This is a genomic window from Neobacillus sp. GCM10027624 (genome assembly GCF_042675345.1).
Classification (GTDB): domain Bacteria; phylum Bacillota; class Bacilli; order Bacillales; family Cytobacillaceae; genus Neobacillus; species Neobacillus cucumis_D.
The window spans coordinates 925,078-948,357 of the sequence record NZ_JBHTHD010000002.1 but is presented as its reverse complement, the minus strand read 5'-3'; the positions used below and the strand labels follow the sequence as shown (position 1 = coordinate 948,357).

Annotated in this window: 27 protein-coding genes; 25 read left to right on the top strand and 2 right to left on the bottom strand. The window is 38.5% G+C overall.

What is annotated here, in order from left to right; all coding sequences use genetic code 11:
* The first annotated feature begins 169 nt into the window (after positions 1-169).
* The 25 genes from ACFQZ9_RS04795 (at position 170) to ACFQZ9_RS04675 (ending at position 20,455) form a co-directional block, all read left to right on the top strand.
* Positions 170-1,063, top strand: a complete 894-nt coding sequence (locus tag ACFQZ9_RS04795) for a hypothetical protein (RefSeq protein WP_498942541.1) — start codon at positions 170-172, stop codon at positions 1,061-1,063.
* A 142-nt stretch (positions 1,064-1,205) separates the two neighbouring features.
* Positions 1,206-1,595 carry a flagellar export chaperone FliS gene (gene fliS / locus ACFQZ9_RS04790; protein ID WP_498942540.1) on the top strand — a complete coding sequence of 130 codons (390 nt, stop codon included), beginning with the start codon at positions 1,206-1,208 and terminating at the stop codon, positions 1,593-1,595.
* A complete protein-coding gene (locus ACFQZ9_RS04785) occupies positions 1,595-1,942 on the top strand; it encodes a flagellar protein FliT (RefSeq protein WP_498942539.1) in 348 nt (115 codons plus the stop codon). Before fliS ends, ACFQZ9_RS04785 begins: the two co-directional genes overlap by 1 nt.
* Before the next feature lie 294 nt (positions 1,943-2,236).
* Complete coding sequence (locus ACFQZ9_RS04780) at positions 2,237-2,554, top strand: hypothetical protein (protein ID WP_498942538.1); 318 nt, start codon at positions 2,237-2,239, stop codon at positions 2,552-2,554.
* Between the two features lie 165 nt (positions 2,555-2,719).
* Complete coding sequence (locus ACFQZ9_RS04775; RefSeq protein WP_498942537.1) at positions 2,720-3,448, top strand: glucosaminidase domain-containing protein; 729 nt, start codon at positions 2,720-2,722, stop codon at positions 3,446-3,448.
* A gap of 149 nt (positions 3,449-3,597) precedes the next feature.
* A complete protein-coding gene (gene flgB / locus ACFQZ9_RS04770; protein ID WP_498942536.1) occupies positions 3,598-3,993 on the top strand; it encodes a flagellar basal body rod protein FlgB in 396 nt (131 codons plus the stop codon).
* A gap of 5 nt (positions 3,994-3,998) precedes the next feature.
* Positions 3,999-4,442: a flagellar basal body rod protein FlgC gene (gene flgC / locus ACFQZ9_RS04765; protein WP_498942535.1), complete on the top strand. Its 444-nt coding sequence runs from the start codon at positions 3,999-4,001 to the stop codon at positions 4,440-4,442.
* A gap of 11 nt (positions 4,443-4,453) precedes the next feature.
* Entirely contained in the window at positions 4,454-4,744 is a 291-nt protein-coding gene (fliE, locus tag ACFQZ9_RS04760) for a flagellar hook-basal body complex protein FliE (RefSeq protein WP_498942534.1), read from the top strand.
* A gap of 30 nt (positions 4,745-4,774) precedes the next feature.
* Entirely contained in the window at positions 4,775-6,367 is a 1,593-nt protein-coding gene (fliF, locus tag ACFQZ9_RS04755) for a flagellar M-ring protein FliF (protein WP_498942533.1), read from the top strand.
* A gap of 6 nt (positions 6,368-6,373) precedes the next feature.
* On the top strand, positions 6,374-7,384 hold the full coding sequence (gene fliG / locus ACFQZ9_RS04750) for a flagellar motor switch protein FliG (protein ID WP_498942532.1): 1,011 nt from the start codon (positions 6,374-6,376) through the stop codon (positions 7,382-7,384).
* Positions 7,359-8,183 carry a FliH/SctL family protein gene (locus ACFQZ9_RS04745; protein ID WP_498942607.1) on the top strand — a complete coding sequence of 275 codons (825 nt, stop codon included), beginning with the start codon at positions 7,359-7,361 and terminating at the stop codon, positions 8,181-8,183. The genes fliG and ACFQZ9_RS04745 overlap by 26 nt, the downstream gene beginning before the upstream one ends.
* On the top strand, positions 8,167-9,489 hold the full coding sequence (gene fliI / locus ACFQZ9_RS04740) for a FliI/YscN family ATPase (protein ID WP_498942531.1): 1,323 nt from the start codon (positions 8,167-8,169) through the stop codon (positions 9,487-9,489). The genes ACFQZ9_RS04745 and fliI overlap by 17 nt, the downstream gene beginning before the upstream one ends.
* On the top strand, positions 9,486-9,920 hold the full coding sequence (gene fliJ / locus ACFQZ9_RS04735) for a flagellar export protein FliJ (protein ID WP_498942530.1): 435 nt from the start codon (positions 9,486-9,488) through the stop codon (positions 9,918-9,920). The genes fliI and fliJ overlap by 4 nt, the downstream gene beginning before the upstream one ends.
* A gap of 11 nt (positions 9,921-9,931) precedes the next feature.
* Positions 9,932-10,801, top strand: coding sequence for a hypothetical protein (locus tag ACFQZ9_RS04730; RefSeq protein WP_498942529.1), 870 nt, complete (start codon positions 9,932-9,934; stop codon positions 10,799-10,801).
* A gap of 26 nt (positions 10,802-10,827) precedes the next feature.
* Positions 10,828-11,391 carry a flagellar biosynthetic protein FliO gene (locus ACFQZ9_RS04725; protein WP_498942528.1) on the top strand — a complete coding sequence of 188 codons (564 nt, stop codon included), beginning with the start codon at positions 10,828-10,830 and terminating at the stop codon, positions 11,389-11,391.
* A gap of 4 nt (positions 11,392-11,395) precedes the next feature.
* Entirely contained in the window at positions 11,396-12,145 is a 750-nt protein-coding gene (fliP, locus tag ACFQZ9_RS04720) for a flagellar type III secretion system pore protein FliP (RefSeq protein ID WP_498942527.1), read from the top strand.
* A 13-nt stretch (positions 12,146-12,158) separates the two neighbouring features.
* Complete coding sequence (fliQ, locus tag ACFQZ9_RS04715) at positions 12,159-12,428, top strand: flagellar biosynthetic protein FliQ (RefSeq protein ID WP_498942526.1); 270 nt, start codon at positions 12,159-12,161, stop codon at positions 12,426-12,428.
* A 9-nt stretch (positions 12,429-12,437) separates the two neighbouring features.
* The gene (gene fliR, locus ACFQZ9_RS04710; protein ID WP_498942525.1) at positions 12,438-13,208 is read left to right on the top strand and encodes a flagellar biosynthetic protein FliR; all 771 of its coding nucleotides are present in this window, start codon (positions 12,438-12,440) and stop codon (positions 13,206-13,208) included.
* A 2-nt stretch (positions 13,209-13,210) separates the two neighbouring features.
* On the top strand, positions 13,211-14,278 hold the full coding sequence (gene flhB, locus ACFQZ9_RS04705) for an EscU/YscU/HrcU family type III secretion system export apparatus switch protein (RefSeq protein ID WP_498942524.1): 1,068 nt from the start codon (positions 13,211-13,213) through the stop codon (positions 14,276-14,278).
* Positions 14,275-16,308 carry a flagellar biosynthesis protein FlhA gene (gene flhA / locus ACFQZ9_RS04700; RefSeq protein ID WP_498942523.1) on the top strand — a complete coding sequence of 678 codons (2,034 nt, stop codon included), beginning with the start codon at positions 14,275-14,277 and terminating at the stop codon, positions 16,306-16,308. Before flhB ends, flhA begins: the two co-directional genes overlap by 4 nt.
* Positions 16,305-17,561, top strand: coding sequence for a flagellar biosynthesis GTPase FlhF (flhF, locus tag ACFQZ9_RS04695; protein WP_498942522.1), 1,257 nt, complete (start codon positions 16,305-16,307; stop codon positions 17,559-17,561). The genes flhA and flhF overlap by 4 nt, the downstream gene beginning before the upstream one ends.
* Positions 17,562-17,563: 2 nt before the next feature.
* Positions 17,564-18,448 carry a MinD/ParA family protein gene (locus ACFQZ9_RS04690; protein ID WP_498942521.1) on the top strand — a complete coding sequence of 295 codons (885 nt, stop codon included), beginning with the start codon at positions 17,564-17,566 and terminating at the stop codon, positions 18,446-18,448.
* 13 nt (positions 18,449-18,461) lie between these two features.
* A complete protein-coding gene (locus ACFQZ9_RS04685) occupies positions 18,462-18,848 on the top strand; it encodes a hypothetical protein (protein WP_498942520.1) in 387 nt (128 codons plus the stop codon).
* Positions 18,849-18,851: 3 nt separating this feature from the next.
* Positions 18,852-19,655: a sigma-70 family RNA polymerase sigma factor gene (locus tag ACFQZ9_RS04680; RefSeq protein ID WP_498942519.1), complete on the top strand. Its 804-nt coding sequence runs from the start codon at positions 18,852-18,854 to the stop codon at positions 19,653-19,655.
* Between the two features lie 158 nt (positions 19,656-19,813).
* The gene (locus tag ACFQZ9_RS04675) at positions 19,814-20,455 is read left to right on the top strand and encodes a response regulator transcription factor (RefSeq protein WP_498942518.1); all 642 of its coding nucleotides are present in this window, start codon (positions 19,814-19,816) and stop codon (positions 20,453-20,455) included.
* 58 nt (positions 20,456-20,513) lie between these two features.
* Here ACFQZ9_RS04675 and menC read toward each other — a convergent pair whose 3' ends face one another.
* A complete protein-coding gene (menC, locus tag ACFQZ9_RS04670; protein WP_498942517.1) occupies positions 20,514-21,623 on the bottom strand; it encodes an o-succinylbenzoate synthase in 1,110 nt (369 codons plus the stop codon).
* Between the two features lie 86 nt (positions 21,624-21,709).
* Complete coding sequence (locus ACFQZ9_RS04665; RefSeq protein WP_198309925.1) at positions 21,710-23,197, bottom strand: amino acid permease; 1,488 nt, start codon at positions 23,195-23,197, stop codon at positions 21,710-21,712.
* Positions 23,198-23,280: the final 83 nt, after the last annotated feature.

The following is a 23,280-nucleotide window of genomic DNA, read 5'->3' as shown; positions in this document are numbered from 1 at the left end:
TACAAAAAAAAATTTTGTTTGATATACACCCAAAAAGATTTCAATCAGTGCGAATACATATATTAGAACCTTTACTCAACATCAAAATTTTTCAAAATTATTTTCGATTTGAAAATTGTCATATTCCAAGATAGGTACATTTTCATTCAATTAATTAGGAGGTATTGGGATGGGGTTAAAAACTGCACTATTCGAATTGAAACAAGCTGTAAGGAATCATGATGGGTATCAAACAGATGAAGCTTTCATACATAACCTGGAGCATGATCATAAAGTAAGTCCTGGTACCCTGGTTTATTATTTTAATCATTTTCAGATGATGGGAATTAATAAAGAGGATGATCAAACCCAGCCGTCAGATGAGTCAAAAAAAGTGAACCGTAAGTGGAGTAAGAACGAAATTGAATTTATGTTTCAATACATTAAGGTACGGCAAGAAGAGGGCGCGTTGAATATAACAGAAATATTGGAGGAACTTGCTGAACTTTTTGAGCGAGGCTATCAATCTGTAAATTATAAATATTATTCACTTCTAAAGAAAAAAGAACAGAAAGAAGCCCGCACCCAAGAACCCCTGCATTTTACCACCATTCCGTATAATGAAGTTCCGGTTGTCTCCACTGAAATCATTCCCAAAACATCACAAGTATCTAAAGTGAACCTTCATCAAGACGATGATTTGCTAGATGTTTTATCCGGATTGATTACAAACATCCAACAACTTCCAGGGATTCATTTAAATGAACTTTTAAGAAGTCTTTTTCAGCTTACCAATATGGCCCTGCAGAATCAGGAAGAAGTTCAGCAAATTGAACATCTGAGATCAGAATTTCATCATGAAAAAGAAGAACTGCGGGAAAAATTATTAAAAAAAGAACAACAATTGCGCCTTGAGAAAAAGCGGAATGATGAATTGCAAATAGAAGTTTCAAAGTTGGCAAAAGAAATAAATGCATTCAATAAATTGGGAGATGCAGCCAAAATACAAAACCTAAAAGCCTACAATCAAAGGCTAAACTATATTATTGATGGGTTCGGAATTGTCCTTCAAGTAGGCAGTTAATCTAAAAAAGGCTACTCCAATAATAATTGGAATAGCTTTTACTTTTTTAATAGGATTTTTTTGATAAAAACGTAAACTATTTTTCCAAGCATCCGATAATTAATACTAGGAAGAACTGGATATAGGAAGGAGTAATTCAATCATGACTTTAAGAAATCCTTATCAAGCCTATCAAAAACATGCTGTCACTACATCAAAGCCTGAAGATTTGACATTGATGTTATTTCGGGGAATGGTAAAATTTATTCGCTTAGCTAAACATTCTCTTCAAAATAAAAATTTAGAAGAATCTCATAAATATAATTTAAGGGCCCAAGATATTCTAAGTGAGTTAATGGTATCCTTGAAAAAGGAATACGAGATTTCTGCATCCTTACTATCCTTATATGACTATATGAAAACCCGTTTAATTGAAGCGAATCTAAACAAAAATTTGGATATTTTAGAGGAAATAGAAGGTTATGCAGCCGAATTAACAGAAACATGGTCAACAGCTATGAAACTAAATAAACCGAATATGCAGGGATCGTAATGGACGAAATGATTTCAATGGTTTATGAACTGACGGTTGAAATGGAACGAAAGCTAACCAGCGGTGACTTTGAGGAATTTGAGACCTTATTAAGTCGCCGCGGCAACATAATGATGAAGGTCGAATCCTTTAAAGCAGAAAACCCTGATTTTCCATATTCTCCAGATTCAATCAAAACCATAAAGGAAACTCTTTCACTGGACAACCAGCTTACTTCACAGCTGAAAGGGAATATGAATGAAACCCAATCAGCTCTCAACCAAATCAAAAGGGATCGGCAAATATCAAAAAAATACCTGCCATATATCAAACAAATAAGTGGGGTATTCTTGGATCGGAAAAACTAATTTAGAATATGAAATAAAATTCAATTAATTGCGTGACTATGCATTTTTATTTGCGTGGTCACGCAATTAATTTTATTTTTCCCGTAAAGTTTTTTCGTTATGACGCATTGTGTTTTCGGTTAAATATTTCCATTTATCATTTAAAATAAGAATATGATGTATTTCGACATACTTTGCATCTGTAATGTTCGGATAGTTATGAAAATGGTACCAGGATTTCATTACTAGCTTTAATTCAGTCAAAGAAGACGAAAATATCTTTCACAATAAGTTTAATAAAGAGGAAGATTTTTCATGAAGCTGCAAAATACGACAAAAAAAGACAAACAAACCCTTGGGAAGTTATATCAATTTATCGACTATAAAAAGAGGCAGCCATTTTTCAGAAAGCCAATTAAAATCTTAATGGGCAGCCCAATCAATGAGATTTTTTACATGGTAGAAAACATTGTGTACGAAGGGAAGCAAATTCTTGCCTTAAAACAGGAGACTAACATCAATACGATTGTTTTAGTGGAGGCCAAAATTGAGGATGGACAACTAAAACAGGTATTAAGGATTTCAAATGAATTTTTAAGTGAAATACAAGGGATGTTTAAAAAAACAATTTAGAATCATGTCTTTGTCGAAACTTACCTGCAAATGAACAGCATCAACAGGCACCCAAATAATGCGTGGTCACTTATTTCAGTAGGGTGGTCACGCTTTTTTTATAGGTAAGAATATTCATATATTTTGCTAATAGACCATTACATAATCTCGAAAGGGTGTATTACTTTGAAAATAGATGATAATTGGTTTCTTAATTCCATGCTGGTAAACACTTTATCCCAGACAGCAAAAACACCCTCTCAGTCCATGCCCACAGGCAACTTGAGCGGTGCTCTTTTTTCAGCCATTTTAAATCAATTTTTAGACCAAATGCAATTGGAAACAACATTCCAATCCGTGGATCAACCTTCGTTTCCATCGATGATTTCGACTTCTGCCCCATTAACTGGGCAGCCAGTGTTTAGTTCGTACATACCGAATCAAGTTCCATCGATTACTCCAGATGTAAATAAGCAAAAACTGCCTATTGGCGGTGATGATTCGCTCGGGTTTCAAATGGTGAATCCGGAAAAACTGGATCAAGTACTGGACGGGAAATTAAAAGGTATGGGAGAGGTTTTTGTTCAGGCAGGGAAGCAATTTAATATCAATCCAGCATTACTGGCTGCCATTGCGCAACATGAATCAGCTAATGGAAAATCCCATGCGGCCGCTATCAAAAATAATATTGCGGGAATGATGGGATCTAATGGATTAAAGTCGTATTCCACTGTTGAAGAAAGTATCATGGATATGGCTCGTAATTTAAGTAAGAATTATTTGGGCAGCGGTTTAAACAGTATTGCTGAAATTGGCGCTAAATATGCCCCTCAAGGTGCAGCGAATGACCCAACAGGACTTAATAATTATTGGGTTTCTGGTGTTTCTCGTTATTTTAACCAGATTAGAGTTTAATTATAATTGAGGAATATTCTGCTAATCTGAAAAAAATGTAGATTTAAATCCATTTTTTGTAGTATATTGTTGAAGTATGTAAAAATTATTTTGATATTTATCAAAAACTATCAAAAGGAAACCTTGTAGGTAAAAAGGAGTGAACCCCTGTGAATAATATCAATCTATTACAATCTGCATTAGATGCTTCTAGTTTACGCCAACAAGTTGTTTCTAATAATATTGCAAATGCAGAGACTCCCGGTTATAAATCGAAACAAGTAGTTTTTGAAGATGTTTTAAAGCAGCATTTAGCTGACCAAATGAATTTTACAGGAAAACGTACAGATCCTCGTCATTTAGTGATTGGGAATTCTCCAGGTGTGATACCAGCCCCCAAAACAATAGAAGATACCGGAACGGTTATCCAAAATAACGGGAATAATGTGGATATTGACAAAGAGATGACCCTTATGGGAAAAAATGCGCTCTGGTATGACACGCTCTCGCAGCAGCTTAATAGCGAATTTCAACAATTATCCATTGCCATTACCGGAAGGAGTTAGGGGAAATGTTTGATTCTTTAAATATAAGTGCGTCTGCATTAACAGCGGAGCGCCTGCGGATGGATGTAGTCTCTTCGAATATTGCAAATGCCTCATCCACTAGAGCTAAAATGGTAAACGGAAAGTGGGAGCCGTACCGCCGCAAAATGGTTACGATGGAACCAAGGGAAAACTCTTTTAATTCAGTATTAATGGGAAAAATGCAGGCCCAATCCTCCCTACAGGGGGTAAGAGTGACGGGAATTGTCGAAGATCAAACACCATTTAATATGGTATATGATCCGAGCAATCCGGACGCCAATGCGAACGGATATGTAATGATGCCGAATGTTGACTTGTCAAAGGAAATGGTCGACCTCCTTTCTTCATCGAGGGCGTACGATGCGAATATTACCGCCTTTAATACAGGAAAATCAATGATGTTAAAAGCTCTAGAAATCGGGCGTTAGGAGGCATATAAATGAATGTTTCAGGGATTAACAACAGCGGATTTATCAAACTAAATCAAAATCTAGTTCAAACTAAACCAAAAACTTCCTTTGCCGATGTTCTTCAAGGATATTTAGGGAATGTAAATGATACTGTTCAACAGGCATCTAATCTAACCGCACAAACGGCAGTTGGAATGGTTGATAATGTACATGATGTTACGATTGCATCGCAAAAGGCGAAATTAGCATTGGAACTGACGGTTACAGTTAGGGATAAGGCTGTGGAAGCTTACCAAGAAATTATGCGTATGCAAATTTAAAGAATGACGATATGCTGGGCAGGGTGAGAAATGAACCGATCATGGATAGATCAACTTAAACAAACAAAGGACAAATTTAGTACATACTGGGGTGCGCGCAGTAAGAAGCAAAAGTGGATGATCATTGGTACCTTCTTATTTCTTTTTGTTTCCATTTCCATCTTTATCTTTTTTGCATCCCGTCCTCAATATGTACCATTATATACAGGTCAATTGACCCAGCGTGAAGTTGGGGATATTAAAGCGGAGTTAGATAAAGAAGGATTTACAAATTATAAAATATCTGATAGCGGAACCATGTTGTCCGTTCCCCGTAAAGATGCGCCAGATTTATTAGTCAATTTAGCTTCAAAGGGATATCCAAAGGACAATAAAATTAACTATGATATTTTTGGCCAGAATCTATCATTCGGTGCCACAGATCGTCAATATAATATTCTTGAACGTGAAGCTATGCAAAATGAAGTAGCAGAAGTCATTAAACATGTTGATGGGATTAAAAATGCAGATGTTATTTTGACATTGCCTGATAATTCTGTGTTTGTAAAACAAGACCAAGGGCAGCAAGCCAGTGCATCTGTTATGGTTGATGTGGAACCAGGGGTACAACTAACTTCGCAGCAAATAAGGGCCCTTTACACCCTTGTCTCACGCAGCGTACCAAATCTTCCTATTGATAACATCACGATTATGAACCAGTACAGTGAGACATTAGCATTGGAAAATGCGGATAGTGAAGATCAAACATTGGATCAATATGATAAACAGCAAAAGATTCAGCGGGATATTCAACGTGATATTCAGCAAAATCTTCAAAGTTTGCTAGGAACAGTTCTAGGAACCAATAATGTCTATGTCCAGTCTTTTGTCAAAATCAATTTTGATAAAGTCAAAACAGTAGAGAAGCTAGTAAAGCCGACTGATCAAAATAATAATGGCATTGTCATCAGTTCAGAAAAGATTTCCAAATCCTCTACCGGTAAAGGAGCAGATTCTGGTGGTGTTACGGGAACGGGGTCTAGCGATGTTCCTGGATATACCGGTTCCAACTCTGGCGGGGAAAGCTCTTATGAAGAATTGCAAAATAGAGTGAATTATGAGGTTAATCGAATTAATAATGAAATTTTAAAAAGTCCGTACCAAATTGAGGATATTACGATCAATGTCGGAGTTGAACCTGATCCTTCTTCTCCTAAAAAGATTCCAAAAGCGACATTAGCAAATATTCGTAACATTGTTTCCAATACCGTACAAACGGCTCTTGGTCATCCGAATTTATCCCAGCAACAGATTAACCAGCGTATTACCATTTTCCCTCACACCTTTGCAGCGAATGCTGCGCTAAACAACACATCAAACGGTCATCCAATTTTAATTGGAAGCACAATTGGTGCCGGTGTGTTAGCAGCGGGGGGACTCGTATGGTGGCTGCTGCGCAGAAGAAAACAAAAGCAACTGGAGCAAGAAGAGGAAATGAATTTTACAACACCGCCTGTTGCAGAGGCTGATTATTTTGCAGAACAGGAAATGACTGTAGAAAATCAACTGCGAAAATTGCTAGATAAAAGACCTGAGGACTTTTCTAAAATTATTCGAACATGGCTGCATGAAGAGGAGTTGTAGTTTTTCATGTCTACATCATTAAAGTTGAACGGCAGACAAAAAGCAGCAATTTTGCTTATTTCAATGGGAAAAGAGGCTTCATCGAAGGTTTTTAATTTTTTGCCTGATGAGGAGATTGAACTGCTTTCCCTGGCAATCGCCAATATTAATAAGGTTGATCTCAAAGAAAAAGAAGAGGTTTTAAAGGAATTTCATGAAATGTGTATTGCACAAGATTACCTTGCAATGGGTGGAATTGCCTTTGCACAGGAAGTTCTGGAGCAGGCATTAGGGAAAGATCGTGCAAAACAAATTATTCAGAAATTAACAGTACAGCTTCAAGTGAAGCCTTTTGAGTTTGCACGCCGAATTGATCCAATGGAAATTTACCACTTTTTGCAAAGTGAACACCCGCAAACGATCGCACTCGTTTTAGCTCATTTAGAGCCACCACAGGCCTCTATGATCCTGTCATCGCTCCCGGAGGCGTTACAATCCGATGTTGCAAGACGTATCGCTTTACTAGAACAAACCTCACCGGATGTGATTAAGGAAGTAGAAAATATATTAGAGCAAAAACTAACGGCTACGATCCGTCAAGACTTTAGCGTCGTAGGGGGAATTGATTCCATTGTCGGCATCCTTAACGGTGTGGATCGCGGTACGGAGAAGAGTATTTTAGAGGACTTGGCAATTAAAAACCAGGAATTAGTACAGGAAATCAAGCAGCGGATGTTTACTTTCGAGGATATCCTTAATCTTGACCGCCGTGCCATTCAGCGTGTTATTCAGGAAGTGGATAATCAGGATTTACTGCTTGCATTGAAGGCTGCTAGTCCGGAAGTTAAAAAGGTTATATTTGAGAACATGTCCGGCCGGATGGTTGAAACATTCGAAGAAGAATTGCAATATCTTGGACCAGTTCGAGTCAAGGATGTTGAAGAAGCCCAGGGAAGAATTGTTTCCGTTATACGTCGTTTAGAAGACACAGGAGAAATTGTGATTGCCCGAGGTGGAACCGATGATGTCCTATTCTAGGGTTTTTAAAGCCTCCCATCTTTCTATAGGGAATGAAGTAAAAGTTATTACCCAGCCTTTTATTGTTGAAAAAAATAAGCGAAATGATGAGAATCGGGTCTCTATTGATGATGAGAAGGTTTATGGGAATCAATTGATCGAAGAGGCCCAAGCAAAAGCTCAGGCGATTATTGCCCAAGCCGAGCAAAATGCGCATTCGATCGAAACGGTCGCAGCTGAAAAGATTAACCAGTGGTGGGATGAAAATCATCTAAAACTCGATGCCATGTCAGCTGAAGTTAAACAACAAGGGTTTCAAGAAGGATTTGAGCTGGGGAAACAAGAGGGCGAGTCTTTCGTCCAGCAAGAATATAATGACAAATTAGCTCAAATTCAACATCTGCTGCAACAGGCCTATGAAGAAAAAGAGGCTATCATCGCTGAAGCAGAACCATTTTTATTGGAATTAAGCTTTGCGATTGCTTCGCAAGTTATTAAACAAGAATTAACGGATTACCCTGAAAAATTTGTTGAGTTAATTAAACAGAATATTCATCGTGTCAAAGAGAAAGAAGCCATAACCGTATGTGTTCACCCAGATGATTTTGAGTTTGTTCAATCTGAGCGAAGACATCTTTTGGCTGTTGTCAACGGTGAAACTGAAATCAAAATTATCCCTGACCATTCCGTATCACCGAAGGGATGCATGATCCGTACGGCCTATGGAAGTGTGGATGCACGAATTGACACCCAATTGGAGGAAATTAAAAAGGTCGTTTTAGAGGCAAGAAGGGAGCCGGAACGTGAAACTATCAGCTGAAAACTATGTTAGGCTTATTCGCGGTATTGATCCGGTAAGGGTAAATGGGAAGATTACACAAATTATTGGACTTACCATTGAATCCCAAGGCCCTGACGTTAGAATTGGTGAACTTTGTTCGATTTATCCCTCTCAATCTAAAACCCCTATCCAAGCTGAGGTTGTTGGAATTAGGGAAAACAAAGTTCTTTTAATGCCTTTGGGCGAAGTTCGGGAAATTGGACCCGGATGTGATGTGGTGGCTAGCGGAAAACCATTGGTCGTAAAGGCCGGGACCCAACTGTTAGGAAGGGTTTTGGATGGTTTGGGCCACCCTATTGATGGGAAGCCTCTGCCAATTGGTTTAGAGGAAGTTCCAACCCATGCTGTTCCTCCAAACCCGCTAAGCAGGCCGCGGATTCACTCCTCCTTAGGTGTCGGTGTCCGAGCCATTGATGGCTTGCTTACAATGGGAAAGGGGCAAAGGGTTGGGATCTTTGCCGGAAGCGGAGTCGGAAAAAGCACATTGCTTGGAATGATTTCAAGAAATACGACAGCAGATGTCAATGTAATTGCTTTAATTGGAGAACGAGGACGGGAAGTACTTGATTTTTTAGAGCAAAATTTAGGGGAAGAAGGGTTAAAAAAATCAGTTGTGATTGTTGCAACATCTGACCAACCGGCCCTGATTCGAATTAAAGGTGCGTTAACCGCTACTTCCATTGCTGAGTATTTCCGTGATCAAGGAAAGAATGTTTTGCTTGTCATGGATTCAGTCACACGATTTGCGATGGCGCAGCGGGAAATTGGTTTAGCGATAGGGGAACCGCCTACGACTAAAGGATATACGCCATCCGTGTTTGCCATGCTTCCCCAATTGCTTGAACGTGCCGGAACTGGGCCAAGAGGAACGATTTCAGCCATTTATACGGTATTAGTAGATGGTGATGATATGAATGAACCGATTGCGGATGCTGTTCGCGGAATTTTAGATGGTCATATCGTTCTAAACCGTGCCATTGCAGGGAAAGGGATTTTTCCCGCCGTCGATGTGTTAAACAGTGTGAGCCGGGTTATGACCGAAATCACTTCCAATGAACATATTACTGCCGCACGTCATTTTAAAAGATTGCTAGCTTCCTATAAAGAAGCAGAAGATTTGATAAATATTGGGGCATATAAAATGGGCTCCAATCGCGATATTGATTTAGCGATAAGGTTAAAACCTCAAATTGACCAATTTTTGCAGCAAGGGATATATGAACCGTCCCAACTAGAGGATACCGGATCCTTTCTAATTTCACAGTTTGGAGCGATGATTGGATGAAATTTGAGTTTTCTTTTCAAAAAATACTTGATTTTAAAGAAAAAGAGAAAGAAACGGCCAAACGGGAGTTTGGTACGGCCAAACTTCGGGAAGTAGAGCTTCAAGAACAAATGGAAGGCCTTGAGTTAGAAAAGGAAAGGGCTTTCAATCAATACAATGAAGTGAACCGGAAAACGGTGTGGGAAATATTGGAGCTGCAAAATGAAATTGAGCATGTAAACATGCAAATGAAACAGTTGGAACATCAATCGCAGCAAATTCAACAGCAAGTAGAACGAAATCACGAGATTCTGATTGAAAAAACAAAGGAAGCGAAAATGTGGGATCAATGGAAGGCTAAATCAAAGGCTGCTTTTCAAAAACAATTAGATCAAGAAGAGCAAGCCATGTTAGATGAAATGGCCGTATTACGATATTCCCGGAGAATATAGGAGAGAATCAAATGGAAGAAGAAAAAAAACATGGGATACTAAGAGCCCTTTCCTTTTATGCCATTCCAATACTATTAACCATTGTCCTGGTTGTTGTGGTTGTCAAATTCTTGGGTATCCCTGTAGGAAAAACTTTACAGGAGTGGGGGAAGAAAGTTCCGATTTTAAACCAAATCATTCCTGATCCTAAGCCGGCTTCCGTTTCTACTGCCCAATCAAGCGGACAAGGGCAAGATGTATGGAAACAAAAATATTTAAATAGCAGTTTAGCCTTAAAAGATCGGGATCAAACAATCGCAGATTTAAAAAAACAGCTAAATTCTAATTTGACAAAGGTATACGATTTACAAAAAAGCAATGATGAACTAAAACAACAGCTTAAAACGAAGCAAAGTCAACAGTTTTTAAATCAAAAAAAACAAGTTTCCAGTGTTTATGCTGATATTCCCCCATCAAAAGCGGGTGCAATGTTTGAGGCAATGTCATTAGAGGATGCTTCCATAACCATGTCTATGCTCGACCCAAACCTGCAAAGCAGTGTACTTGGCGGAATGAAGGATAGTAAAAAAGCCGCTCAAATTACCAATTTGGTAAACAATATCGGGACGTTAAATGAACCGACTCAAGCGGCACTAAAGAAACGTGTACACGCAATGGTAAAAAAATTAGAAACACCATTGGATACATTATCGGAAACAATTGCTGGAATGCCGACTGCGCAAGCTGCGGGAATTATTCAATCCATGATGCAATCGAACGCCCAGGCAGCAATGAATCTATTAAAAAATCTTAATACTAATAATCGTTCACAAATTTTAGCAGAAATCGCAAATAAGGATGCAAAATTGGCTGCCCAAATCACAGCAAGCTTGAATAATTAGCCTGAACTCCAAGGAAGGAGAAAATCATGAAATACACCATGATCTTGTTTATAATTCTTTGTTCTCTAATAACGTTTCAATCCACAACATTCGCTGCAGAATCCAATTCTGCAGGCGATTCTTCCATTTATAACACGATCCATAATGGAAAGGAAAACCCGAAATCACAAGCTGTAAAAACAGTGGATATTGGGACACCTTCCTTATTTCCCCTTTTTGCCAAATTTATCGTCTCCTTTATCTTAGTAATTGGATTATTAGTTGTATTGCTTCGTTTTTTATCTAAAAGAGGCAGCATGATGCAGACGACTGGGCCTATTCTCCCAATAGGAGGACAAGTACTTGGAAATAACCGCTCCTTACAAGTGGTCTTGATTGGTCAAACCATTTATATTTTTGGAGTTGGCGAGAGTATCACTTTACTCCGTACCATATCTCAAGGAGAAGAATTTCAACAAATTCTGAAAAGTTTTGAAAATCAAGTTGAGGTTCCTTCAACAAAAGATCTCATTGATGATTCTAAAAAAGTGTGGAACACCGTGTTTGGTAAACATTTGCAAAAAATCCGCCAGGAAAATGGGGAGGAGTAGGCTTATGTTTCGAAAAATAGCCCTCCTCGTTCCGATTCTTTTACTTGGTGCCGTTTCGGCAGTGTATGCTGCAAGTCCAACGGAATCCATTCTTCCGGGAATTGATTTGGGATCCGGAAGTACTGGCGATGTATCCAATACAGTGAAAATTATCGTAATGATTACTGTGCTGTCGATTGCTCCGGCAATTCTTGTTTTAATGACGTGTTTTACAAGAATTATTGTTGTACTGGGATTTGTTCGCAATGCTCTTGGCACCCAGCAAATACCTCCCAATCAGGTATTAGTAGGACTCGCCTTATTCATGACGTTTTTTATCATGGGCCCGACTTTTTCGCAGATGAATCATCAGGCATTGCAGCCATTTATGGCAGGGAAAATGACGCAGCAGCAGGCATTTAATAAGGCGAGTATTCCTTTAAAGGAATTTATGTCCAAACAGACTCGGGAGAAGGATTTAGAGTTGTTTTTAGATTATGGGAACATGAAGATGCCGAAAAAGGTGGAGGATATCCCGCTAAGAGCATTAGTTCCTGCTTATGCCATAAGCGAATTAAAATCCGCTTTCCAGATGGGATTTATGATTTTTATTCCTTTTCTTGTCATTGATATGATTGTCTCCAGTGTATTGATGTCGATGGGAATGATGATGCTTCCTCCAGTGATGATTTCGTTGCCGTTTAAAATTTTACTGTTCATTTTGGTTGATGGTTGGCATTTAATTGTCAAATCATTGCTAATGAGTTTCCAATAAGGAGGTCCTATCTTTGAGTACGGAAATGATTTTACGACTTGCCCAGGATTCTGTCTATACGATTTTGATTGTCATTGCACCAGTGGCCGGAGTGGCTTTAGTTGTCGGCTTACTGGTAAGTATTTTTCAAGCTACCACACAAATACAAGAACAGACGCTTGCCTTTGTGCCAAAAATTGTTGCAGTCTTTTTGTCCCTTTTAATTTTTGGTGCATGGATGTTACAGCATGTAGTGGAATTTACCCAAAACCTATTGGGGAATCTTTCACAATATATTGGGTAAGTGAATCCAATGGATGTGACTTTATGGTGGACCTTTTTACTTGTATTTGTACGAATTACAACCTTTATGGTGACGGCTCCAGTATTTTCCGGCAGGCAAATACCAGCTTTATATAAAATTGGTTTTAGCGGCGTTCTTAGTATTCTATGCTTTGGAATGGTGAAAGATCCAATCCATTCTGTGGAACTAGGAACGATCATTCTACTAATCTTAAAAGAATTTATGGTAGGGATTATCTTAGGGTTGGTAGCCAATATCTTGCTATATTCAGTCCAATTGGCTGGTTCGTTAATCGATCTTCAAATTGGTTTTTCAATGGCCAGTCTTTTTGATCCGACCTTTGAAACCAATACACAATTAACAGGACGATTGCAGAATATTATCGCGATTTTAGTTTTACTTTCTACAAACGGCCATCACCTTTTGATTAAAGGGATTTTAACCAGTTTTGATTGGATTGGCCTGCAGGCAGCTGTACCGGCCTGGATGGACGGCCGTCTGTCTACCTTTTTGCTGCAGTGTGTCGTCCAAATGTTTATGATTGGCTTTATGATGGCTGTACCGATTATCGGAACGCTGTTTGTTGTAGATGTTGGTTTGGGCATCATTGCAAGAACTGTGCCGCAGATGAATTTTTTTGCCGTTGCTCCGCCAATCAAAATTATGCTGCATTTTTTGATTTATATTTTTATATTGCCGAGTTTTTTTTATATATTAAGAGTCCTTTTTGATACGATGTTTCAATCCATGGACACGATTCTGAAAATAATGGGGGGATAAACATGGCTGGAGAAAAGACGGAAAAAGCCACCCCGCATAAACGTCAGGAAGCAAGGAAAAAAGGGCAGGTTGTAAAGAGTGCAGAAGTTTCACAGGCTCTGACATTACTGTTGTCTTTCTCTTTCTTTTTGATCGGTGGGAAAAGTTTTATTGAAGGGTGCTTTAATCTCTACCGCCGCTGTTTCGAGGAATATATTCATTTGAATCTTTCCATTACCAGCACCCAGACACTATTTAATCAGTTGTTGCTCGATGCCGCCAAATTAGTAGCTCCGCTTCTAATTGTTGTATTGGTAGCGGGAATTTTAGCTAACTTTTTCCAAGTCGGATTTATGTTCAATATGTCATCCATCAAAATGGACTTTGGAAAAATAAATCCTCTTCAGGGAGCGAAAAAGATATTTTCAATAAGGTCCTTGGTGGAAATGATAAAATCAATCTTAAAAATCGTCATTACCTCTGCTATTGTCTCCATCATGATTTGGCAGGAGAAAGATGCACTGTTTACCATTGGGGATAAAAACCTTTTAGACGCATCTAAAATCATTGGTTCTCTTACACTCAAACTTGGAATCACCGTCAGTACTTGTTTGGCCGTCTTGGCCGCAGCGGATTACTTTTATCAAAAGTTTGAATATGAAAAAAAGCTCCGTATGTCAAAACAGGACATTAAAGATGAACATAAAAAGATGGAAGGGGATCCCTTCATTAAAGGAAAGAGAAGAGCGATACAAAGACAATTATCTATGAATCGTATGATGCAGGAAGTGCCAAAGGCCGATGTGATTATTACGAATCCTACGCATTTTGCTGTGGCCATCCGCTATGATTTTACAGCAATGGACGCACCAGAGGTCATTGCGAAAGGACAGGATTATATCGCACTAAAAATCAAAGAGATTGCTAAACAGCATAAAATTATGACCGTGGAAAATAAACCTTTGGCGCGTGCGTTATTTGCCTCTGTTGAAGTCGGTGAACAAATACCGGAGGAATTATTCAATGCTGTCGGAGAAATTTTAGCTTATGTGTACTACCAGGAAGGTCGTTATAAGGGGATGATGACATGAAAACAAAAGATTTTTCGGTATTAATACTTGTCATCATGATTGTCGCCATGATGATTATTCCAATGCCAACATTATTATTGGATTTTCTACTAATCTTCAATATTTGCTTGTCATTATTAATCTTGTTAGTAGCTATGAACAGCAAAGAGCCATTGGACTTTTCTATTTTTCCAACGGCATTATTAATCACAACCTTATTCCGTTTGGCGCTGAATGTGTCGACAACCCGTTCGATTCTTTCAAAGGCAGACGGAGGAAAGGTAATCGAGACGTTTGGTTCGTTTGTAATCGGTGGAAATCCGGTTGTAGGTTTTGTTGTTTTCCTCATTCTTGTTGTAATTCAATTCATTGTCATCACAAAAGGATCTGAAAGAGTTGCAGAAGTAGCAGCACGCTTTACCTTGGATGCTATGCCGGGAAAACAAATGAGTATTGATGCCGATATGAATGCGGGGTTGATTAGTGAGCAGGATGCCCGCACACGTCGTAAGAAAATTGAACAAGAGGCAGATTTTTACGGCGCTATGGATGGTGCCAGTAAATTTGTCAAAGGGGATGCAATCGCCGGAATTGTTATTCTGCTCATCAATGTTATAGGTGGTTTTATAATAGGCATGGTTATTCATGGCATGGGCTTTGCTGAGTCTGCCAGCACCTTCACATTATTATCAGTGGGGGATGGATTGGTTAGCCAGGTGCCTGCCTTACTGATTTCAACTGCAACAGGGATAACGGTTACCCGTGCTGCCTCTGATGGAAATTTGGGCTCGGATATTATGCAACAAATCTTTAATTATCCGAAACTTCTTTACATTGTCGCCGGAACAATCATGCTGCTAGGAATCTTTACTCCGATTGGGATTTTCCTGACTCTTCCTGTGGCTGCTGCATTATCGATTGGGGCCTATACCATGCAAAAGGCGGTACAAAAAGAAGAATTGCGTAATGAGCAGATTGAAATGGAAGGTATGGAGAATGATAACGGAAGTCCCGAAAAAGCGGTTACTCTGCTTCCCCTTGATACCCTTGAATTAGAGATCGGTTATGGTTTGATACCGCTCGCAGATCAAAAACAAGGCGGAGATATCCTTGATCGGATTGTGATGATTCGCAGGCAATTTGCCATAGAATTAGGCTTGATTATTCCAACCATTCGTATCCGGGATAATTTGCAATTGCCGCCTAATCAATATGTTTTAAAGTTCCGCGGCAATCGAATTACCGAAGGGGAAGTATATTTGGATCATTTCCTTGCGATGACCCAAGGTGCCGATGAATCGGGAATTGTAGGAATTCAAGTCATTGAACCGGCGTTTGGTCTTCCTGCTACCTGGGTGAATATGGAGGAAAAACAAAAAGTTGAACTTTTGGGATATATGATTGTAGATCCTCCATCTGTAATAGCTACTCATTTAACAGAGGTATTAAAGAAATTTGCGTATCAGCTTCTTCGTAGGGAAGAAACTAAAGAATTAATTGATAATATGAAACAAACTCATCCTAATTTAGTAGAGGAATTGGTTCCTAATTTACTATCGGTAGGAGAGGTTCAAAAGGTATTACAGAATCTTCTCCGAGAACAAATATCCATTCGGGATTTAGCTGCGATATTCGAAACATTAGCTGACTATGCGATGTATACAAAGGAGCCTAAAGTTTTAACGGAATATGTACGTCAATCTCTGACACGTCAAATTACTGAGCAATATGCAGAAAATGGAGTTATTCATGTGTTAACGGCCGGGGCTACGCTTGAAAAAGGAATATCGGATTATATACAACAAACTGAAGCGGGAGTCCATTATCTTTCCATGGATCCACAAATGTCCAGAAAAATTTCTGCTGAACTACAGGAGCAAATTGAACGGGTTGTCAATGCAGGCAGCCAGCCTATTTTCTTAACCTCTCCAAACATTCGGATGTATTTAAAACAATTTGTTGATAAAATTATGCCGAATGTGCCTGTTCTTTCCTATACAGAGCTAGAGCCTGATATTGAGATTCAAAGTATTGGAGTGGTAAACATATGAAAACGAAAAAAATAGTAGCAGAGTCAATGCCTGTTGCCCTAAAAATGGTTCGTCAGCAATTAGGGGAGGATGCCATTATTGTTAACACAAAGGTAATAAAAACAGGAGGGCTTTTCGGCTTTTTTACGAAACAAAAATTTGAAGTGACGGCATACTCAGTAGATAAGGATTCGAGTGCCCCAGAACCAAAATTTACATTACCGCAAATAGAAAAGACGATACAAACTGAACGGAACAAAAAGGTTCAGGAAAACAAAACAGAAGATTTAGAAACCAATGCCGCCGTTTTTCATAAGCAGCCTCAGAAACTGTATCAATATTATTCTAAGGAAATCGCTCCTAAAGAAAAGACAGTTTCTTCCTCTCAATCTTTGAAAAATGAGGATTTACTATTGGAAGAATTGCAGCAAATGAGAAAAATGATGATGAACTATATCATTAGCGATAGTCAGAAAAGCTCGTTGCCTCCTGGTTTCGTAAAATGGAACAACCATTTAAAAAAACAGGGTGTCAGCGAAGAAGTGATTGAATATATTCTCAATCGAATCCTATTGAAATTTGAGTCTAAAAATAGTTTGAACGATCAAGCCATTGAGAATGAAATAAGTTCCATTATTGTCGAGATTATTGAAAAGCGGATTCCAGAGTCGAGTGTAGTCCAAGACAAGACCCGGATGATTAATTTAATTGGACCAACTGGTGTTGGAAAAACCACTACAATTGCCAAACTTGCAACAGAACAAGTTTTAAAACAAAAGCGGAAAGTGGCGATGATTACGACCGATGTATACCGGATTGCTGCTGTGGAACAGCTCAAAACCTATGCTGTTATTTTAGGTGTGCCGGTGGAAGTGGTCCGCTCAATAGATGAATTAGAAAAGGCATTAAAAAAACTAGAAAGCTATGACCTTATTTATATGGATACAACGGGTCGTAATTATAAGGATGCTGAATATCGTACGTCGATTATGGAATATTTGAATCTTCCAATCGAAAGTGATCAATATTTGGTTATAAGCTTGACGACTAAATATGAAGATTTGCAATTATTGTTAGATGAGTTCTCCGGGAGCTCTGTCAATCGCTTGATTTTAACAAAGTTTGATGAAACAACCAGCTATGGTTCGATTCTTAATATTGCTTTTAAATATCCATTCCAATTGACGTATATGACAAATGGACAAAGTGTTCCGGAAGATATTACAGCCATCAATGCGTCGCTGGTTGCGAGATATTTATTAGGAAGGGAATAGCCATGGACCAAGCTCAAAGTCTTCGCGAATATATGCATCGTTATAATATTCAGCAGAAAAAAAAACAATCTTCTCGCTTGATAACCATTACAAGTGGAAAGGGCGGGGTTGGTAAATCAAATTTTACACTTAATTTTGCATTAGGCTTAATAGCGGTCGGTAAAAAAGTGGTCATTTTAGATTTAGATTTATCTACTGCTAATATTAATATTCTTATGGGCATCGCTCCTCGGTATAGACTGCTAGATGTTCTCCAACAAAGGAAACAGATTTTGGACGTGATTGAAAAGGGTATGGGTGGTGTCGAATATATTTACGGTGGTTTGGAGTTAGACGATCTTATGGAACTTGAACATAGGACACTTAGTTTTTTTGTGAACCAGCTTCAAGAACTTCAAACTTACGCTGATTTTATTTTACTTGACACCGGTGCCGGTATTTCAAAGGAACTTGTCGATTTTATTTTAGCTTCAGATGAAACGATATTAGTCACCACACCTGAGCCAACGTCTATGGCTGATTCATATGCAGTTTTGAAAACAATCGTGCAATACACTGACCAAATTCCGAAGTTTCGTTTAGTAATTAATCGTGCCCAATCGTATCGAGAGGCAGTAGAAACTTCAAAAAGATTGCAGAATACTTGCTGGCATTTTTTGAAGCTGGAATTAAAAACACTAGGCTATCTGTTGGAGGATCAACATGTAAGGAAGTCGGTTAAAGCACAAACGCCCTTTTTTATATCTTATCCAAATTGTAAAGCATCAAAAAATATGAAGGAGATTGTATTTTCTTATTTGCGAGAAAAAAATGAGGCTTCATCGGTTTCGTCGAAAGGGATTCGAGGTTTTTTTGAAAAAGTTCTGTCTCTAGGGAAATCGTCATAAAGGATGGGGTTATATGGCAGCAAATTGGATAGTAAATGTAATCTTGGGTGTTGTTACGTTCCTACTTACTTTTGTTTTTTCAATTGGGAATAACACTTGGCAAACATCAACATTCAGATCCGTAATCGGTTTTCTTCTTTTCTTTGTTTTTGGTTATATTTTACGGTCTATATTGTATCAAATTTCAGTAATGAAAACTTCAAAGCCGTTGGAGGACCCATCTATTGAAGAGGAGTGGGAAACAGAAGACTATTTAAATCGTTTCGGAGAAAAGCACGAGAATGAGTCTTTGTTCCAGGCAGTTACTCTCCACTCTTTACATAATGGTGAGGGCACGAAAGACCCGGAAACTATTGCACACATGATCCAATCATGGACAGAGAATAACAAGGAGGGATAACACTTGAGACCAGCTATCAAAAACAGCATTCCCCATTATTTTTTATGGAGAACGTATCGAGAAAGCAATGATTCAAACTTGCAGGAAAATTTGGTAAAACAATATATGTATTTGGTAGAGCAAATGGCCAATCGGATGTCCCAAAGTATCCCTCAACGAATTATTCCTAAAGAGGATTTGATTGGATTGGGTTATATTGGTTTAATTGAGGCCATTAATAAATTCGACTATAGTAAAGGGTATCAGTTTGAGACATATGGTCTTTGGAGGATAAAGGGGGCAATGCTTGATGGCATTCGCCAAATGGACTGGGTTCCTAGGGGAGTAAGGGAGAAAGCGAAAAAACTAAATCTCGCTCTTCGTCACCTTGAACAAACTTTGATGAAATCTCCTAGTGAAGAGGAACTAAGTAAATATTTGGATATATCGATTGAGGAAGTTGATCAAGTGATGGCTGCTTTATCATTGTCTACATTGATTTCCCTTAACGAACCAGTGAATGCATTCGAAGATGAAGGAAAACAACAGAGCCGCTTGGATCAACTAAGTGATGAAAACAGCATTTCTCAAGAACGACAAATGCAAATGGGAGAATTTAAAAAGTTAATGGCAGAATGTATTGATAAGATGCCGGAAAATGAGAGACTTGTCATAACATTATTGTATTACGAGGGTCTGACTCAAATAGAAATTGCTGATATTATGAATCTGACAAAAGGACGAATTTCCCAAATCCATTCCCGCGCCATCCTACGTCTACGTCAAAGTTTTGAGGCAAAAGGTTTTTCTTTAGACACCTTCCTATAACCTTGAATTTACATTGTGGTATAATCTTGTATGTCTCTCGGTGGGGAGGCATTTTTTTCTTCTTAATGGAAATAACCTGAATCGGGAGTATCCAAAAAACCAATTGAGAAGTATAATTACTTTTGATACTAGGTAAAAATGTATTTTGAGGTGTTTAAATGATTCACATTTTGCTTGTTGATGATCATCCGTTGATGGGGGAAGGTACTAAATTAATTATTGAAAAAGAGCAGGATATGAAGGTACTGTTTGAATCTTCATCATTAAAGGCTTTAGAAATGACAAAAACCCAATCATTTGATGTCATGCTTTTTGATTTACAAATGCCTGAATTAGATGGATTTGAATTAACCAAAAAAGTGTTAGCGATAGAACCAAATGCGAATATTTTAATCTATTGTGATAACGAAATCCTTCCATATATTGATTTATTAATGGATTCTGGTGCTGTAGGCTTTATATCAAAAACAGCAACAAGGCAACAGTTAATCAGATCGATTCGTTGTGCATTAAATAAAGAAGCGATTATTCCATATACTTTGTTAAAAGAAATCTACCATGGGTCAAAACCATCATTTTTGCTGGAAAGTCCTAACGAAGGAATTTCTTTTAATGAAAAGGAAAAGAAAATTTTAACTGAACTCGTAAAAGGAAAAACCAACAAGGAGATTGCCCAAACAATGTTCATCGGGCAAAGAACTTTGGAATATAATTTAACCAATTTATTTCAAAAGCTTGGGGTACATACTAGAATTGAGGCAATTGTAAAAGTAAAAGATATGGGGTTTATTGAGTTTTAAAGACCAAATTTATTTTTCCAATAAAAAAAAAGGGTGAATAGGTTCACCCTTTTCGATTTTAACGATAGGTCTTACTAGATAAGGTATACTTTTCGATTTTTTCCATCCTTGGCATATAACCCATTCCCGGACCGTCTGGAACCGTGATGGTACCACTTTCGGCGATAACCTCTGGTTCAATAATATCTTCTGCCCAGTAAAGTGCAGAACCGGCTGTGTCTCCAGGAAGTGTAAAGTTTGGCAGAGAGGTCAACGCGATATTATGAGCCCTGCCAATGCCAGACTCGAGCATCCCTCCACACCATACCGGTACATTATGTGCCATACAATAATCATGGATTTTCTTTGCTTCGGTCAATCCGCCAACCCGGCCCACTTTAATATTGATAATTTTACAGCTTCCAAGCTTCAATGCCTTTTGAGTATCTGCTAATGAATGAATGCTCTCGTCCAGGCAAATCGGTGTTTTTAATTTTGCTTGAAGCGCCGCATGATCAATAATATCATTATAGGCTAAGGGCTGTTCAATCATCATTAAGTTATAGTCATCCAGTGCGGTTAACAGGTCCATATCGTTTAAAGTGTAGGCCGAATTTGCATCCGCCATTAGCGGGATATCAGGATATACCTTACGAACCTTGTCAATTAATTCAACGTCCCAGCCTGGCTTAATTTTTAATTTGAAGCGCTTATAGCCTTCCGAGCGGCGCTGCTCAATCACCTTTAGCGTATCTTCAATGGAGTCTTTAATGCCAATGCTTACACCGACATCAATGGTTTTTTTCGTTCCGCCTAGAGCACTGGCAAGAGAAATGTTTTGTTCCCTGGCATATAAATCCCATGCAGCCATTTCTAAACTAGCCTTTGCCATGTAATTTCCGCGAATATGAGCAAACAGTTTTTCCGACAACTCATCAGGATGACTGAAATCATGGTTTAACAAAAGGGGCATTAAAAAATCTTCTAACATATGCCAATTCGTTTTTACGGTTTCCTCATTATAGTAGGGGGTAGGCATGGCAACATTTTCGGCCCACCCGGTTAGACCATCCTCGTTTTTCACTTCGACAAGAATAAAATCCCGATCTTTTTCTTCTCCGAAGCTGGTGACAAAAGGATAAAGTAAATCCATTTTTAAATGCCTTAGAGTAATTTCTTTTATTTTCATAGCTTTTTCATTCTCCTTTCCCTCATTATGCTTAGTATGTAAAAAAAAGCTAACGCCTTGCGGAAACAAGGCGTTAGGGGGAAAAATTATTCTCTACTGAAATCTGCCTCTTTTAGTGGAACCATTTTCGTTTTCTTTACTAATTTATAGCCTAAGTAGCCGGCAATAAATAATGGCAATCCAATGTACGAAACAAGTATACCATACCAGTCGACTTTATCACCAATAAACGCACCATAATTGGTACCAAGCGTAGCAACCAAGCAAAGGATTGTTGCTAAAATTGGTCCTAATGGGAACCATTTTGCTACATATGGAAGATCCTTCATATCTCTTCCTTGTGCTTTATACGCTTTTCTAAAGCGCATGTGGGTGATTGAAATACCTAACCAAGAAAGGTAACCGGCTAAACCTGCTGCATTTAAAAGCCAATTATAAACGGTACCGTCTCCGAAAAGAGAGGTTAAGAAACAAAGCATCCCGATAAGTGTAGTAACGTAAAGCGCGTTAACAGGTACGCCGCCCTTATTTACTTTTTTCAAAAATGCCGGTGCTTTTCCTTCTTCAGCCAATGTCCAAAGGACACGGGAACCAACGTATAAGGATGAGTTTCCTGCTGATAAAACCGATGTAAGGATGACAGCGTTCATTGCAGCAGCGGCAAAAGCTAAACCTGCATGTTTAAATACGAGAGTAAAAGGACTGACAGCAATATTTTCTAGGTCGCCGCCTAATAAGTTTGGATCCTTATAGCTAATCAAACAGCCGATAACGAAAATGGCTAAAACGTAGAACAAAAGAATGCGCCAGAAAATTTGTTTAATGGCTCTTGGCATATCTTTTTCAGGATTTTCACTTTCTCCGGCTGCAACCCCAACCATTTCAGTTCCTTGGAAGGCAAAACCTACAACCATAAACACACTGAAAATGGATAATAGCCCGCCATGGAATGGTGCATCGCCTTTTGTAAGGTTTCCAAATCCACCGGTATAGCCTTTCATAATTCCAAAAATCATTAATAAACCAACAACAATGAAAATAATAATCGTTGCAACCTTGATAATGGAGAACCAGAATTCTGATTCACCGTATCCTTTAACGGAAAGTACATTTAAGCCAAAAATAAGGACAAGGAAGCTTGCACTCCAAACGATTCCCGGCACATCAGGTAGCCAATATTTCATGATTAAAGATGATGCGGATAATTCCAAAGCAAGGATAATCGCGTTATTATACCAATAGTTCCAACCAACTGCAAAGCCTAATGCAGGGTCAACAAATCTACCTGTATACGTACTGAATGAACCGGAAATAGGAATAAATGCAGCCATTTCAGCAAGACTTGCCATAAGAAAATACACCATGATTCCTGCAATTAAATAGGCAGCAATTGCTCCGCCTGGGCCGGCATCATGAATGGTCGCACCGCTTGCTAAAAACAAGCCGGTACCAATCGTTCCACCCATGGCAATCATCGTTAAATGTCTTGTTTTCAGTTTTCTTTCCAAATGTTCATGCTGAACAGTTTGTCCCATTTGTTCTGATGTTTGAAACTTCTTTGCAGTATTTGACATAAAACACCTCTTTTATTTTATTAAATTTTTATACCGAAAACGCGAAGGAGTGCGTATTGGTTAAAATTTTTTTCTCAATGGAT

Excerpts from the sequence above, each read along its gene's own strand:
- ACFQZ9_RS04795 (WP_498942541.1), top strand. The coding sequence starts at position 170 with ATGGGGTTAAAAACTGCACTATTCGAATTGAAACAAGCTGTAAGGAAT.
- fliS (WP_498942540.1), top strand. The coding sequence starts at position 1,206 with ATGACTTTAAGAAATCCTTATCAAGCCTATCAAAAACATGCTGTCACT.
- ACFQZ9_RS04785 (WP_498942539.1), top strand. The coding sequence starts at position 1,595 with ATGGACGAAATGATTTCAATGGTTTATGAACTGACGGTTGAAATGGAA.
- ACFQZ9_RS04780 (WP_498942538.1), top strand. The coding sequence starts at position 2,237 with ATGAAGCTGCAAAATACGACAAAAAAAGACAAACAAACCCTTGGGAAG.
- flgC (WP_498942535.1), top strand. The coding sequence starts at position 3,999 with ATGTTTGATTCTTTAAATATAAGTGCGTCTGCATTAACAGCGGAGCGC.
- fliE (WP_498942534.1), top strand. The coding sequence starts at position 4,454 with ATGAATGTTTCAGGGATTAACAACAGCGGATTTATCAAACTAAATCAA.
- fliF (WP_498942533.1), top strand. The coding sequence starts at position 4,775 with ATGAACCGATCATGGATAGATCAACTTAAACAAACAAAGGACAAATTT.
- fliG (WP_498942532.1), top strand. The coding sequence starts at position 6,374 with ATGTCTACATCATTAAAGTTGAACGGCAGACAAAAAGCAGCAATTTTG.
- fliJ (WP_498942530.1), top strand. The coding sequence starts at position 9,486 with ATGAAATTTGAGTTTTCTTTTCAAAAAATACTTGATTTTAAAGAAAAA.
- ACFQZ9_RS04730 (WP_498942529.1), top strand. The coding sequence starts at position 9,932 with ATGGAAGAAGAAAAAAAACATGGGATACTAAGAGCCCTTTCCTTTTAT.
- ACFQZ9_RS04725 (WP_498942528.1), top strand. The coding sequence starts at position 10,828 with ATGAAATACACCATGATCTTGTTTATAATTCTTTGTTCTCTAATAACG.
- fliP (WP_498942527.1), top strand. The coding sequence starts at position 11,396 with ATGTTTCGAAAAATAGCCCTCCTCGTTCCGATTCTTTTACTTGGTGCC.
- fliR (WP_498942525.1), top strand. The coding sequence starts at position 12,438 with ATGGATGTGACTTTATGGTGGACCTTTTTACTTGTATTTGTACGAATT.
- flhB (WP_498942524.1), top strand. The coding sequence starts at position 13,211 with ATGGCTGGAGAAAAGACGGAAAAAGCCACCCCGCATAAACGTCAGGAA.
- flhA (WP_498942523.1), top strand. The coding sequence starts at position 14,275 with ATGAAAACAAAAGATTTTTCGGTATTAATACTTGTCATCATGATTGTC.
- flhF (WP_498942522.1), top strand. The coding sequence starts at position 16,305 with ATGAAAACGAAAAAAATAGTAGCAGAGTCAATGCCTGTTGCCCTAAAA.
- ACFQZ9_RS04690 (WP_498942521.1), top strand. The coding sequence starts at position 17,564 with ATGGACCAAGCTCAAAGTCTTCGCGAATATATGCATCGTTATAATATT.
- ACFQZ9_RS04685 (WP_498942520.1), top strand. The coding sequence starts at position 18,462 with ATGGCAGCAAATTGGATAGTAAATGTAATCTTGGGTGTTGTTACGTTC.
- ACFQZ9_RS04675 (WP_498942518.1), top strand. The coding sequence starts at position 19,814 with ATGATTCACATTTTGCTTGTTGATGATCATCCGTTGATGGGGGAAGGT.
- menC (WP_498942517.1), bottom strand. The coding sequence starts at position 21,623 with ATGAAAATAAAAGAAATTACTCTAAGGCATTTAAAAATGGATTTACTT.
- ACFQZ9_RS04665 (WP_198309925.1), bottom strand. The coding sequence starts at position 23,197 with ATGTCAAATACTGCAAAGAAGTTTCAAACATCAGAACAAATGGGACAA.